Source organism: Limnohabitans sp. (assembly GCF_040401135.1).
In the GTDB taxonomy this organism is placed as follows: domain Bacteria; phylum Pseudomonadota; class Gammaproteobacteria; order Burkholderiales; family Burkholderiaceae_C; genus Limnohabitans.
Map to the genome: position 1 here is coordinate 1 of NZ_JBBAOV010000003.1, position 12,132 is coordinate 12,132.

General features: G+C 55.7%; 17 protein-coding genes. 4 read left to right on the top strand and 13 right to left on the bottom strand.

The window, feature by feature from the left end:
- The 5 genes from ABWP81_RS01425 to ABWP81_RS01445 all read right to left on the bottom strand — a co-directional run.
- The coding region (locus ABWP81_RS01425) for a flagellar hook-basal body complex protein (protein ID WP_353138531.1) at positions 1 to 449 on the bottom strand (449 nt) is incomplete at its 3' end.
- 39 nt (positions 450 to 488) lie between these two features.
- Positions 489 to 1,181 (bottom strand): flagellar hook assembly protein FlgD, encoded by a 693-nt coding sequence (locus ABWP81_RS01430; protein WP_353138534.1) that lies wholly within the window; start codon positions 1,179 to 1,181, stop codon positions 489 to 491.
- Positions 1,182 to 1,183: 2 nt separating this feature from the next.
- Entirely contained in the window at positions 1,184 to 1,609 is a 426-nt protein-coding gene (flgC, locus tag ABWP81_RS01435; protein ID WP_353135101.1) for a flagellar basal body rod protein FlgC, read from the bottom strand.
- 6 nt (positions 1,610 to 1,615) lie between these two features.
- Positions 1,616 to 1,999 (bottom strand): flagellar basal body rod protein FlgB, encoded by a 384-nt coding sequence (gene flgB / locus ABWP81_RS01440; protein ID WP_353135098.1) that lies wholly within the window; start codon positions 1,997 to 1,999, stop codon positions 1,616 to 1,618.
- A gap of 121 nt (positions 2,000 to 2,120) precedes the next feature.
- Positions 2,121 to 3,299 (bottom strand): LysM peptidoglycan-binding domain-containing protein, encoded by a 1,179-nt coding sequence (locus tag ABWP81_RS01445; protein WP_353138537.1) that lies wholly within the window; start codon positions 3,297 to 3,299, stop codon positions 2,121 to 2,123.
- 96 nt (positions 3,300 to 3,395) lie between these two features.
- Here ABWP81_RS01445 and flgA point away from each other — a divergent pair, with 96 nt between their 5' ends.
- From flgA to ABWP81_RS01460, 3 genes are all read left to right on the top strand, one after another.
- Positions 3,396 to 4,172, top strand: coding sequence for a flagellar basal body P-ring formation chaperone FlgA (gene flgA, locus ABWP81_RS01450; protein ID WP_353138540.1), 777 nt, complete (start codon positions 3,396 to 3,398; stop codon positions 4,170 to 4,172).
- A 116-nt stretch (positions 4,173 to 4,288) separates the two neighbouring features.
- Positions 4,289 to 4,609 (top strand): flagellar biosynthesis anti-sigma factor FlgM, encoded by a 321-nt coding sequence (flgM, locus tag ABWP81_RS01455; protein WP_353138543.1) that lies wholly within the window; start codon positions 4,289 to 4,291, stop codon positions 4,607 to 4,609.
- A gap of 16 nt (positions 4,610 to 4,625) precedes the next feature.
- Positions 4,626 to 5,054, top strand: coding sequence for a hypothetical protein (locus tag ABWP81_RS01460; RefSeq protein WP_353135086.1), 429 nt, complete (start codon positions 4,626 to 4,628; stop codon positions 5,052 to 5,054).
- Positions 5,055 to 5,065: 11 nt separating this feature from the next.
- On the opposite strand, the gene ABWP81_RS01465 is transcribed toward ABWP81_RS01460, so the two are convergent.
- The 5 genes from ABWP81_RS01465 to ABWP81_RS01485 are packed head-to-tail and all read right to left on the bottom strand — an operon-like array spanning position 5,066 to position 8,456.
- Positions 5,066 to 5,353: an EscU/YscU/HrcU family type III secretion system export apparatus switch protein gene (locus ABWP81_RS01465; protein ID WP_353135083.1), complete on the bottom strand. Its 288-nt coding sequence runs from the start codon at positions 5,351 to 5,353 to the stop codon at positions 5,066 to 5,068.
- Entirely contained in the window at positions 5,350 to 6,438 is a 1,089-nt protein-coding gene (locus ABWP81_RS01470) for a flagellar hook-length control protein FliK (RefSeq protein ID WP_353138546.1), read from the bottom strand. The genes ABWP81_RS01465 and ABWP81_RS01470 overlap by 4 nt, the downstream gene beginning before the upstream one ends.
- Positions 6,439 to 6,447: 9 nt before the next feature.
- Positions 6,448 to 6,849 carry a type IV pilus assembly protein FimV gene (locus ABWP81_RS01475; RefSeq protein WP_353138549.1) on the bottom strand — a complete coding sequence of 134 codons (402 nt, stop codon included), beginning with the start codon at positions 6,847 to 6,849 and terminating at the stop codon, positions 6,448 to 6,450.
- A 22-nt stretch (positions 6,850 to 6,871) separates the two neighbouring features.
- Complete coding sequence (locus ABWP81_RS01480; protein ID WP_353138552.1) at positions 6,872 to 7,918, bottom strand: hypothetical protein; 1,047 nt, start codon at positions 7,916 to 7,918, stop codon at positions 6,872 to 6,874.
- A gap of 58 nt (positions 7,919 to 7,976) precedes the next feature.
- The gene (locus tag ABWP81_RS01485) at positions 7,977 to 8,456 is read right to left on the bottom strand and encodes an LPP20 family lipoprotein (protein ID WP_353135071.1); all 480 of its coding nucleotides are present in this window, start codon (positions 8,454 to 8,456) and stop codon (positions 7,977 to 7,979) included.
- A gap of 133 nt (positions 8,457 to 8,589) precedes the next feature.
- Here ABWP81_RS01485 and ABWP81_RS01490 point away from each other — a divergent pair, with 133 nt between their 5' ends.
- Entirely contained in the window at positions 8,590 to 9,690 is a 1,101-nt protein-coding gene (locus ABWP81_RS01490) for a sigma-54 interaction domain-containing protein (RefSeq protein WP_353138555.1), read from the top strand.
- Positions 9,691 to 9,699: 9 nt separating this feature from the next.
- Here ABWP81_RS01490 and ABWP81_RS01495 read toward each other — a convergent pair whose 3' ends face one another.
- From ABWP81_RS01495 to fliS, 3 genes are all read right to left on the bottom strand, one after another.
- The gene (locus tag ABWP81_RS01495) at positions 9,700 to 10,707 is read right to left on the bottom strand and encodes a flagellar motor protein MotB (protein ID WP_353138558.1); all 1,008 of its coding nucleotides are present in this window, start codon (positions 10,705 to 10,707) and stop codon (positions 9,700 to 9,702) included.
- Positions 10,707 to 11,567 carry a flagellar motor stator protein MotA gene (motA, locus tag ABWP81_RS01500; RefSeq protein ID WP_353138561.1) on the bottom strand — a complete coding sequence of 287 codons (861 nt, stop codon included), beginning with the start codon at positions 11,565 to 11,567 and terminating at the stop codon, positions 10,707 to 10,709. Before motA ends, ABWP81_RS01495 begins: the two co-directional genes overlap by 1 nt.
- Before the next feature lie 129 nt (positions 11,568 to 11,696).
- Entirely contained in the window at positions 11,697 to 12,119 is a 423-nt protein-coding gene (fliS, locus tag ABWP81_RS01505; RefSeq protein ID WP_353135059.1) for a flagellar export chaperone FliS, read from the bottom strand.
- Positions 12,120 to 12,132 lie beyond the last annotated feature (13 nt).

The following is a 12,132-nucleotide window of genomic DNA, read 5'->3' on the forward strand; positions in this document are numbered from 1 at the left end:
GTGGTTTTTTGCGGGATGGTCAACACGTTCATGTCGTCCAAGTTCGCTTTGCCGGACGAGTCAACTGACGCTGCCATCAAACGCTGACCTGCTGAGTTCACCACGTTGTATTGGTCGTTCATCATGAACACACCGTTACGGGTAAAGATGTCCTGAAAACCGTCTTGCGATTTGAGCGGGAAGAAACCGTCGCCGCTGATGGCTAAGTCCAAGGTGTTGGACGAGAACATCATGTTGCCTTGACCAAACTCTTGCACCACGCGCTTCAAGGACACGCCCTGACCGATGGTGGCCGAGGCTTTTTGCAACGGTGAGGTGGCAAAAATGTCGCCAAAGTCAGTACGGCTTCGTTTGAAGCCCGTGGTGGACACGTTGGCAATGTTGTTGGAGGTGACGCCCAGCTGTGCGGTGGCGGCATTCAGACCCGTGAGAGAGGTGTAAAAAGACATGGTGCTTTAGCTCCTGAGAGAAATTCTGAGATCTTGAAATTAGTAGCTGATGCGTTTGACATCGGCCAAGTTGACCGTTTTGCCACCGGCAACTTCGAGCAACATCGTGCCGTCCGCGGTGCCTGCACTGCTGACACCCGTCACTTGCGCATAGGTGTTGACAGTGGGCTTGGTGACCGAGCCATTGCTGTTGACCGAGGCCACATAGCGGTAGGTTCCATTAGGTACCGTGGTGCCGCCGTCGTTGGTGCCGTCCCAAGCAATGGTGACGTCGCCTGGAGGCTGTGGGCCCATGATTTGGGTACGCACCAAGATGCCTTTGTCGTTGAAGACTTGCACTTTGATGCCGTCTGCGCCGGTGGGTGCATTGACCACACCTTGCGACACGGTGGTGTCAGTAACCATCACGGGGCCATCGGGCACGCCCACGGTTTTGCCGATCAATGAAGTGGCGCCTAGCAAGCGGTCGTTGGCCAAGCTAGAGACCAAGTTTTGCATGCTGGTCTTCATGGCGGTGGTGGCTTCGAGCTGCGAGAACTGCGCCAACTGGGCCACGAAGGCTTCGTTTTTAACGGGGTCCAACGGGTTTTGGTTCTTCAGCTGTGTGGTGAAGAGTGTCAAAAATTCCGTCTGGCCCATGTTTTCATTGGTGGGCTTGGCTTTTTGTTGCGCTTGGTAGTCTTCGTACTTGACGATGCCACTAGGCAGTGAGGAAGTTGCGGTGGTGGCCATGATTAACTCTTTGTAATTTCAAGGGTGCGCATCATCAGTTGACGTGCGGTGTTCACCACTTCGACGTTGTTTTGGTAAGAACGAGAGGCGGCCATCATGTCGACCATCTCCGACATTTCGTTCACGTTGGAGTGATACACGTAGCCTTCTTTGTCGGCCAAGGGGTTGCCTGGCTCCCAGGTTTTGCGAATCGGTGCGGTGTCGTTGACGATGCGGTCCACCTTGACGCCGCCCACAAACTGCGCGCCGCCGTGTGTCATGTGTTCTTCCATCAAGGCTTTGAACAAAGGGCGACGGCCACGGTAGGCTTCTTCTTCAGAGCCCGCCACCGAGTTGGCGTTGGCCAAGTTAGAGGCCGTGGTGTTCATGCGAATGGCTTGCGCGTTGAGCGCTGTGCCTGCAATGCCGAAAACGTTGTCGAGTTGCATGGTCTATTACTCCCCGCGCATGGCTTTGCGAAGGCCGCTGATGCGGCTTTCTAAAAATTGCAAGGTCGCTTGGTAGTCGCTGGCGGCTTTACCGTACTGGGCTTGCTCGACGTTCATTTCAACGGTGTTGCCGTCGAATGAGCTGTTGAAAGGGGTGCGAAAACGCATGCCGTTGTCCGGGCCTTCTTGAATACCGGCGTAATGCTTTTCATTGGTGGCCGTCAAGTATTCGGTCTTGGCTTCTTTGAGCATGGCCTTGAAGTCGACGTCTTGTGCTTTGTAGTTAGGCGTGTCGGCGTTGGCGATGTTGCGCGCCAGCACTTCCATGCGTTGGCTTCTCACGCCAAGCGCACGCTCGTGAATTCCAAAGGCTGATTTAAAAACGTCCATTTCAAGACTCCTGTTTGTTGACACATGGCCTCAAGTTGTGAGACCTCGTGTCGATTAATGCAAGAGCCGTGCCACGGCTTTTTGACGGCAACAGCGGCAACTATTTGCCGCTTGACAGAAGTTAGCGGACTTCCGACACCGCCGCCTGCGCCGCATAAGCGCTCAAACGAGCTGCCTGCAAAGATGGGCGTTGCGCCACTTCCGTGCCCAGACGCTCATTGGCGTTTTGGTGCAAGCCGGCCAAGATGGAATTGCGCGTGATGGGCGCCCGTATGTCGCGGTTCACATGCAAGTAAGCGGCTTGCTGGCCTTGAATGTTCAGGGCCGCGTTGGGCCTTGTTTCGTTGCGGGCTGCGGGGGTGAGCACTGTTAAGTACAGGTCATCCAAGCCCACGGGGCCGTAGTTCTTTAAACCGGTGTCGTTGAAGTACTTGCCCACCATGTCGAGTTGCTTCAGCACGCTGTGGCCCAAAATGGCTTTGGGGTTGGCGCCAAAGCCCGCGCTGGCGGCACCTCGGTCGGGGCCGTCACAAAACTGGATGATGCCGTGACAACGGCTGTTGGAAGCTTTGGGGTTCATGCCGTCGCTCTCCATCAGGGTGAGGCGCGCAAAGTCATCGGGGGCAAAGCGGTGCTCTTGCGAGAGCTGCACAATTTTGTTCATCACCGCTTGTTTGTCTTGCACGGGGATGAAGCCTTTTTCAATGGCCCGGTCGATGGTTTTTTCCAGCACTACGTTGCCACTGCGGTCTGAGCGCGTAAGCAACTGCACTTGGGCTGTGCCCGCCAAAGCGGTGTTGCCCATGGCGGTGTTGGTATTGAGTGTGTTGACGTTAGCTGCAGGCGTGACCGCCGGAGCCGTGGCCGCCGCCGCAGCAGCCTTGTTAGCCGCAATGGCTTGGTTGACGGCCTGGGCTTGCTGCAAGGAAAAGTTCAAACCATCCAGGTTCAGCTTTTGACCTGGGTGGATCATGTCGGGATTGCTGATGTTGTTGGAACGGGCCACGGTTTGCGCCAAGCGCATGGCTTCGTTGTTTGAGATGTTCACACCGCGCCCGGCCATTTGCTCGCGCACGATGCCGGTCAAGGTTTGGCCTGAACGCACCGAGGTGCTCCACGCTTCGGTGCTGCCCTCGGGAGCCAGCGCGCCTGTTTGGCTGGCACTGGCACTGGCACTTGCCATAGCTCGCGTGAATGCGGGGGCCGTGCGGGCGAACGCCAACTGACTTCGTGGCAGCTTGGGTATTTCAGAGGCGTCGGAGGCGCTCAGCTGAGGGTTGTAGGACGGGTCGAGTCGCATGGAGGCTCCGTTCAGTCGGTCCGTTTAAAAAGTTGGCTTCGTTCTTGCATGAAGGCTTGGGTCTGAACTAATGTCAAAACATCCACACCGACCCGTATGACTATGCAAATGCCGTGCCTAAAAAATGCCGACACCCCACGCTTCAAGCGATGGGGCTTGTGGCTGGGCGCCTGCTTGCTAAGCCAGGCCCAGCTTGGGTTTGCGGCCGATTTGGTGACTACAGACACAGCTTTTGAGGTGTTGCAAAAACAAGCCCAGCAATGGGCCGCCAGCCACCCTAGTTTTCAGGGCAAACAGGTGCAAGTGGCGCCTTTAGACCCGCGTATCACGGTGCAAAACTGTCAACAAACCATGCAGTTTGAACAGCCTTTTTCGAACCAACCCGCCCTTCGCGTGCGCTGTGCGCAGCCTGCTTGGCAGCTTTTCGTCAACCTCAACACGGGCCAAGCTTTCGCGCCGGTGAACCGCGCCAACGCCGGCGCCCCTGTATTACATAAAGTACTGGTGTCCAAAGAGCTGCTGAAGCGCGGCACGGTCATCACGCCGGCGATGTTCAGCGTGGCCGAGATGCCTGCAGCGGGCATGGAAAACCAAATTATTTCTGATATCAAAATAATTAAAAACATGGAACTGGTGCGTGACCTCACACCCAACACCCCGCTTCGCTCTTACGACGTGAAGAACGCCGTGCTGGTTAAGCGTGGGCAAGAGGTTCAGGTCACAGCTGGCGAGGGACAAGGCTTTTCAATCACAATGCGCGCGGAAGCCTTGCAAGATGGTGGTTGGGGTGAACAAATTCGCTTAAAAAATGTCGAGTCGGGTCGATCACTACAGGGTGTGATCACTGGACCGAATGCCGCGAAACTGAGGTGAAAAGTGGTATTTAAAAAATAATACAAAAAATTCCCTCAAGTTCTAAACTTTGGGGACGATTTAACTCTTGTGAAAAAGTTTTGACCTGAACAAAGGTTAGAGAAAGTGAAAACATCATGAATGACGCAATTACAAACTACGGTCGGATGACCCAATCGAATGCTGCTGTTCGCAGCAGCATCGACAAAGTCGAAAAACAAGGCCCTTCTGCCGCGCAAGCCAAAGAAGAGCTAGCACCATCGCTGGAGAAAACAGCTTCAGCAGGAGCAGACAAAGTGACCTTGAGCAATGTGGCCCAACAAGTCAAGGCACAGCCAGACTTCGATCGCGCCAAAGTCGAGGCGATCAAGCAGGCGATCAAGGAAGGCAACTACCCTGTGAACCCTCGCCGCATTGCCGAAAACTTTGTGGCCCTCGAAAAAATGATTTCGAACTGATCGGCACTTGACCGATATGACCACACACGCTGTTGCTTTGGAAGGCTCCTCCTTGGAGCAGGCCTTGGTTTTGGCGCAAACACTGGAAGACATGCTTGAACAAGAGTTCGCGCATCTGAAAGTGCAAAACCTTGACGCCTTTGAAGCGTCGCAAGCCTCTAAAAACGAGTTGCTTCAACAGCTCGCGCAGCTGGCGGGTATTCATGGCCCTGATTCTGCGGACGCACTTGGCCCCGAGTGGGATGGCTTCAAAGAACACATGGCCAATTGCCGCGACATGCATCGCCGCAACGAAGTGCTGATTGTTCGAAAGATTGACGCCATCCGTGGCGCCCTGCAAAGCTTGCAAGTGCAAGACCCCACCAGCTCGGTTGAAATTTATGACCGACTGGGCAAGGTGTCTCGCGGCAACCGACACGGCGGCCGTGGTTACGCAGAAGCGTAAGCCCTGCCCTTTTAAGCCTGCTTAGGCTTTTCATCCCCGGGCTGCATGCCCTTGAGCCAATACACCCAAGCCAAAATCACGGCGACCGCGGTGAACATTTCTTCTGGAATTTCTTGGCCCACATCTAATCGACTGAGCATGGCCAACAGCCGTGGGTCTTCGGCCACATACACACCTTGTTTTTTGGCTTCGGCCACGATGCGACGCGCCAGCTCGTCGTCACCTTTGGCGGTGATCACAGGCGATTTGTTGCGCCCATATTCCAAGGCGACGGCTTGCATGTAGTGCTTGTCGGTCATACGCGGGTGTCAATCAGTCTGCCGTGTTCGGGCGGGGGCTGGTCTTGCAGCGCATCGGGACGCGGCGCGTTGTAGACCTGAAAACTGCCCATGTGCAGGCCTGCGCCTTCTAGCTCGTCGGTCAGGTCAGGCGCGTTGAACTTGGCCAGATCGGCCACGTCTTTGCGCAAGGCCCACATGGTCAAATCGACCTGCGCGTTGGGGCTGATGGTGGTTTTAAGCCACACCTCGCCCAGCACACGGCTGTCGGTGTGAATGTTGACCACCAAGGGGTTTTTGGGCTGGCCGGGCTTGTTGCCTTTTTGCTCGAACTCCAGCTCCACGGGGTCAGCATCCCGAAAGGGGATGACCAAGCCAAAGTGCAAATCACCTTTGTTGACGGTTTGGCCCGCTTGCACTTGCGCGGCTTCCAGCTCATCCAAGGCGTGTTTGAGGCTGTCCTGGGTGTCCATGCTGTCGTTCTCTTGCACACGTTCACGCTCGGCCATGAGCAAGCGCAGCAGTACTTTGGTGTTGTCGGCCACGGGCTCGCCCTCGGCCAAGCTGGCTTCGCTGGGTTTGGTGTGGCCCAAGATAAAACGCTTGAAGGCTTGAGGCTGCAAGCTGCCCATGCTCAGGCGCTGGGATTGAATGCGTTTTTTCAATTCGGCGGCATCCAGCACGGGCGGAATCAGGGCTTCCAACACTCCCGGACGCAACAAAGCCAGCAAGTTGGCAAAACCAGGCGGTTGAAACAACAAGGTGTTCAAGCGTGTGGGCATGCCAGCCGGCGCAGCTTCTGGCCCCGCAAAGTTGCCCGTGTGCAAAAGCTGCAGAGCCCACTTGCCCGCTGGCAACATCTGAGCGCGCAGCTGCACCAGGTCGCCCTCTTTGATGTAAGGCTGCAGGGGCAAGTTGAAGATGTGTTCGTTCAGCGCGAGCTTGAGCTGTTGGTGCACCACGGTGGCGGTGGCGTGCACCACCTGTCCGTCGTGCAAACCCAGAACGCGGGCCACGGGCGCCTCTACATATGCGATGCGCATGTCCATGTGGACAGGCGCCGTACGCGCGATGGCGTGAACGCCTTCAGGACCCAAGATGGCCATGGTGGCCGCTTAGGGAAAGCGCACCCAGTTTTTGCGCTCATTCATGTTCATGTCGGCCGTGGAATAGCCGCCGCCACGTTGCACACCGCTGCCGCCCGTGGATTGACCAGGTACCAGGTGGGTACGCAACAAGTCGTCGTGGCTGGGCACGTTGAGTACAGCACCCACCACCAAAGCGCGGGGGGGCGATTTGGTGAAGGCTTGGGGGTTTTGCTGCACATAGGCGTTGCGCAAAATGTCGACACGCAAGGGGCTGTCAGGCATGGTTTTTTTGATGACTTTGTCTAGTGTGTCACCCGTTTCCACTTTGTAGGTGCCGCGCACCGTGGGGCTGGCAGCCAGTGCCAACGCAGGGGCGGCCAACAGCAGGCAACACAGCCAAGTGCGAACGGAAGTGATGGGCGTGTTCATGGTCGGTTCTCCCGTCAATTTGTTAGTAGGTATAAGGCCAAGCAACCCAGGCCCCATTGAATTTTTGTTTGCGGCCAGCCACCTGTTTGATTTCGGCTTGGTAGAGCGTGACCGATTTGACTTCGGCCAACACCGCGGCGTCAAGTGCGCCTGGCTCTAAGGTGTGACGCGGCAAGACGGAGGGGTCGGCAATCATGAGCTTGTCGCCCACGCGCAGGCCCGCATTGCTGCCAGCATTCACAGACAAACGTCCATTGGCTTGCGCCACCAAAAAAGTTTGGGGCTCGCAGGCCAGTTGTTTGTCCAGCTGAATGGCCATGGCAGACACGGCGCGTGCAATGGCGGCTTGGGTGTCGGTGTCCACCCTGGGTGTGCCGAAGGCCTGGGTGGGCAAGCTGGGTACCACGAGCTCTTGGGCAGTAAACCAGCCTTGGCGTTGGCCCGGGCCACTGACTTGCAGGGTCAAACCAAATGCCGAGAAATCGTCAGACACCCCAGCCAAGGGCGCAGGTGTGACAGTCAGTTGGGCATGCCATTGCACCTGTTCTTCACCTTGGCCGTAAATCAATCGGTCATAGGTTCGTGCCTGGGCTTGGGTGCTGATGAGACGCCAGTGCTCAGAACGCGCAGCCGCTTGTAACAAGCGCGCGCGCGCCGCAAAACCCAGCTGCTGCGCTTGGTAGCGGTGCGCAGGGGCCAAGCCTGGAGATAAGTCCAAGCCCACGGTCATCACTTGGCGCAAAGGGGCTTTGGCTTGGGGCGCTTCACAGCGGTTGGGCTGCACGGCCTCCACAAGGTGAGTGACTGCCAACTCTGCTTGAGGTTGTTTGCCAGCATCACGCGAGTACTGGGCCACCTGCAAATCGCGTAGCTTGATTTCAGAGGAAAAGCGGTTGAGCTCGCGCAGCTTGCCGTCGCTCTCCATCCAACTGGTGGCGCTGACGCGGGTGTTGGACTTCATGGCAGCGTCCACCATGGCGGCGCGAATGGCTTGCAGACGCTCCTCGGCACTCAGGTCGGCGGCAGCAACTGAAAAATTGACACCCGCACCCACCAGCAAAGCGGCCACAAGGCAAAGGTGTCGGCGTGACAAAGTCCACATACGCTTGATCTTTCCAGGCAGATGCTTAGCGTCTTTGGCTTAGGCTGGCAACGTACAAAGCACGCAAATCGCTGACCAAATTGCTGTTCAACGACAGGGTGGTTTCGTATGTGTCGTCACCCACAGGGGTGATGCTGACCAACACCGCACCATAAATGACACCTTCCACGCGGGCGCGAAACGTGTCGCTCATCACCGTCATATCAGCCACAGTGGTGCTGGCATCGAGCTGTTGGCCGTAGACCTGTTCGGTCAAGGCGCGGTAAGCGTCAAGTTTGGAAGCACGGATGGCCAGCAAACGTTGTTGCGATGCGTTGCGGTGGTTTTGAATGCTAATGACTGCATAGCCTGTGGCCACCAAGGTCTCACGCTTTTGGGTCATGGGCGTGATCATGTTGGCGCTCTCATCCATGCGGGCTTGGGTCTGCATGGGCGGGGGCGTGTTGGCACAAGCGGTCAACAAAAGTGCGGAGGCTGTGACAGCCCAAAAGGTGGTGCGGTTCATGTCTGTGTCCTTGAGAGGTCTCCCCTTTGATTCGACACAGAACCTTGCACCTTTAACAAATTGAAATACGAATACTTTTTCTGTCTTGTGAAAGATTTTTTGTCACTGACAATGCTGTGTAGGAATTTTTGACATGAAGCCCACCACACACTTTATTGGCTCTAGCGAGTCAGCAGCCACCTTGCGCCAATTGGTTACAACGATGGCCAACTCCAACGCCACGGTCATGATCACCGGCGAAAGTGGCACTGGCAAAGAGCTGCTGGCTCGGTTGCTGCACGAACAATCAGAGCGCTGCGGCGGTAATTTTGTCCCCATCAATTGCGCCGCTATCCCCAAAGATTTGCTTGAAAGCGAGCTGTTTGGCCACCGCAAGGGGGCTTTCACGGGCGCTGTGGCCGACCGCATTGGCCGATTTGAGCTGGCCCACGGCGGCACCATCTTTTTGGATGAAATTGGCGACATGTCTCTGGACATGCAGGTCAAGCTGCTGCGCGTGTTGCAAGAACGCACCGTCGACCCGATTGGCGGCACTCGTCAAGTGCATGTGGATGTGCGCGTGGTGGCGGCCACCCACCGTGATTTGGAAACCGAAATTGCAGCAGGGCGGTTTCGGGAAGACTTGTATTACCGCCTCAACGTGTTGCCCATGGTGACCCCGCCGTTGCGTGAGCGCAACACGGATGTGGCCGAATTGTTGGCTTTTTTCTCTAAAAAATGCGCCAACTTTGGCAAGCAACCGATTCGCTTCAAACCCGACTTCATGGCGGCTTTGCAAAAGTATCCATGGCCTGGCAATGTGCGTGAGCTGTCCAACGTGGTTGACCGTTTTAGCACTTTGTATTCGGGCCAAGAGCTGGACTTGCGGGCTATTCCCCCTACCCTGCTGCCCAAAGGCTTGGTGTCGGCGCAAGCCGAGCTGCAAGCGCAAGCTCCGCTGCTGGCCAAGATGGAAATGACGCCACCGCCCGAGGTGCTGGCAGAAATGAACGACGAGCCTGAAGAAGAGGACAACGAGATTGAGGGCCTCATCATGCTGGCGCAAGGCATGCCGCAGCTGCCGCCCGAAGGCTTGTCGCTCAAAGAGCGTATGGCGCAAATTGAGCGCAGCATCATTGAGCAAGCACTCACCCGCAACTCGGGCAATGTGTCACGCACCGCCAAGTTGCTGAATTTGCAGCGCACCACCTTGATTGAAAAGATCAACAAATACGAGCTGCGCCCTGCGGCCTAACCCACCCGTTTAGTCTTGATCGTTGTAGAGCACGGTAATGCTCATGCGACGATTACGAGGGTCACGCGGGTCTTTGGGGTTGAACGGATCGGTGTCGGCCACGCCCTCAATTCGGGCAAATCGGCTTTCTTTGATGCCGCTCTTTTCTAACAAAGCACGGGTCACCTCTGCGCGCTCAGCCGAGAGTGACCAGTTGTTGCGGCCTTCTTTGTTTTGGAAAGGCACGCTGTCGGTGTGACCGCGAATGGCAATCTTGTTGGGCATATCAGCCAACGAGGCGGCAATTTCACTGATCAAGCTCGACGCTTTGCCTTGCATGCTCATGCCGCCACTAGGGAACATGGCAAAGTCGGCTTTGTCGATGATCTCGATGCGCAGGCCCTGCTTGTCACGCGTGACAGCAACTTGATCTTTCATGCCGGCAAGTTTTTTGTTTTCTGACAACTTTTGTTCAATCTCTTTTTCGAGTTTGTCAAAGTCGGATTTTTCTTGTGCAGCCGCAATTTCTTTCTTCTGCTCAGGCGTCAGCTTGTCTGGGTCTGAGTAGGGGTTGTTGTTTTCTTGACCTGGATCGGTGCTGGGGTTAGGGCCACCTTCAGAGCGGGGTGTCAAACGTTCCAACAAACCCGTTTGCTTGGCTGCAAACGGAAAACCATCGGGGTCGATGATGGAACGACCACCCAACACACCGTTGGAGCCAGCCAGCTGACCGATGGCGACCAAACTTTGGGAGGTGGGCTTGAAATAGTCGGCAATGCTTTTGCGCTGGTCTTCGTTAGACGCGCCCAACAGCCACATCAACAAGAAGAAGGCCATCATGGCCGTCATCATGTCAGCCAAGGCAATTTTCCAAGCGCCGCCATGCGCGCCGCCGTGACCCTCATCAATGATTTTCTTGATGATGATGACGGGCGCAGGGGCAGCCTCTTTGTCTGCTTCGACTTTGGCGGCTTCAGCAGCAGCTGCTGCCGCTGCCGCTTCAGCGGCGACTGCTGCCTCGTCTTTTTCGTCAGCCATTATTTTCTCAACGCGTCAAAGAGTTCGCCGAAGGTGGGCTGCTCGTGGTGGTTGATACACACGCGCGCGCCTTCAATGATCAGAGGAACGGGGTAACCATGCATGTTGCCAATGATGACTTGCTGCGCCACTTTCATGACTTCGCCGTCTTCGTCAATGATCTGCGAGAGGCGTTTGCCGAAGGGTTCGAAAATACCGTAAGCCAAGAACACACCCAAAAACGTACCCACCAACGCGCCACCAATCAAGGCACCCAACACAGGTGGGGGCTGGTCAATCGCGCCCATGGTCTTCACCACACCCAACACGCAAGCCACAATGCCCAGCGCCGGAAGGGCGCCAGCCAAGGTGGCAATGGCATCGGCATTTTGCATTTCGCTATGGTGGTGGTGTTTGATAGAGGTGGTCATCACATCTTCCACCGCATAAGGGCTCAACGTGCCGGAGGACACCACCATCAAACGGATGGTGTCGCAAACCAAACCCACCAAGCCATGGTCAGCAAGCATCTTGGGACATTCGCCAAAAATGGCACTGGCCTCGGGATTCTCCACATGCGATTCCATGGCCACGGCACCTTCGGCCTTGAGCGTTTTCATCAGCTTAGAGATGACAGCGATGATGGCTATGTAGTCATCTTTTTTATAGCGCGGACCTTTAACCACACGGCCAATACCCCCCCAAGCGCCTTTAAAAATGGCGCCAGAGTTGCCGGTGATCATGCCACCCACACCAGCGCCACCAATGATGAACATCTCGAATGGGGTGGCTTTGATAATGGGTGCCATGCTGCCGCCGGCGATCACGAAACCGCCGAACACGCAAATGAACAAAACGACCAAACCAATAATTGCTGACATCTAACACTCTCCCCAAGCAGTTTGGCGCACCCAAGTCTATGAACTTGGATGCGCCTAAAAATTGTCCCAACCAGCCTACAAGATTAACTGATAAATGAGGCAAATCTGCTGAAAAGCAGAAAAGCTACATCAGTTCATCATGCTGGCGGGTCGGTTGCTCGCTGGCACAAGAGAAGGCATGCCGTCCCAAGCGTCGCGAATTTCGCGCATCAAACCATGAATCTCATCCAAAGCCGCCAAATCATTGTGGGCGTTGGCGTGAAACAAACGACGGGTCACATAGCTGTACAACTCATTGAGGTTGTTGGCCAGATCGCCACCTTTTTCAAAATCCAAGGCACCTTGCAAACCAATCACGATGCGGCTGGCACGTGCAATGGCTTTGGATTTTTCAGTGATATTTTTGTGCTGAATATGACCACGTGCCGTGGACAAGCTTTCCAGCAACCCATCAAACAGCATTTGAATCAATTGCACATTGTTGGCCGATGCAACACCGCTTCCGACTTTGACATCGCCGTAACTTTGAATGGCTCGTGAATTGGCTCGCATTGAATAACTCCTG

Coding starts and splice junctions, on each gene's coding strand:
- ABWP81_RS01430 (WP_353138534.1), bottom strand. CDS start 1,181: ATGGCCACCACCGCAACTTCCTCACTGCCTAGTGGCATCGTCAAGTAC.
- flgC (WP_353135101.1), bottom strand. CDS start 1,609: ATGCAACTCGACAACGTTTTCGGCATTGCAGGCACAGCGCTCAACGCG.
- flgB (WP_353135098.1), bottom strand. CDS start 1,999: ATGGACGTTTTTAAATCAGCCTTTGGAATTCACGAGCGTGCGCTTGGC.
- ABWP81_RS01445 (WP_353138537.1), bottom strand. CDS start 3,299: ATGCGACTCGACCCGTCCTACAACCCTCAGCTGAGCGCCTCCGACGCC.
- flgA (WP_353138540.1), top strand. CDS start 3,396: ATGACTATGCAAATGCCGTGCCTAAAAAATGCCGACACCCCACGCTTC.
- flgM (WP_353138543.1), top strand. CDS start 4,289: ATGAATGACGCAATTACAAACTACGGTCGGATGACCCAATCGAATGCT.
- ABWP81_RS01460 (WP_353135086.1), top strand. CDS start 4,626: ATGACCACACACGCTGTTGCTTTGGAAGGCTCCTCCTTGGAGCAGGCC.
- ABWP81_RS01465 (WP_353135083.1), bottom strand. CDS start 5,353: ATGACCGACAAGCACTACATGCAAGCCGTCGCCTTGGAATATGGGCGC.
- ABWP81_RS01470 (WP_353138546.1), bottom strand. CDS start 6,438: ATGGCCATCTTGGGTCCTGAAGGCGTTCACGCCATCGCGCGTACGGCG.
- ABWP81_RS01475 (WP_353138549.1), bottom strand. CDS start 6,849: ATGAACACGCCCATCACTTCCGTTCGCACTTGGCTGTGTTGCCTGCTG.
- ABWP81_RS01485 (WP_353135071.1), bottom strand. CDS start 8,456: ATGAACCGCACCACCTTTTGGGCTGTCACAGCCTCCGCACTTTTGTTG.
- ABWP81_RS01490 (WP_353138555.1), top strand. CDS start 8,590: ATGAAGCCCACCACACACTTTATTGGCTCTAGCGAGTCAGCAGCCACC.
- ABWP81_RS01495 (WP_353138558.1), bottom strand. CDS start 10,707: ATGGCTGACGAAAAAGACGAGGCAGCAGTCGCCGCTGAAGCGGCAGCG.
- motA (WP_353138561.1), bottom strand. CDS start 11,567: ATGTCAGCAATTATTGGTTTGGTCGTTTTGTTCATTTGCGTGTTCGGC.
- fliS (WP_353135059.1), bottom strand. CDS start 12,119: ATGCGAGCCAATTCACGAGCCATTCAAAGTTACGGCGATGTCAAAGTC.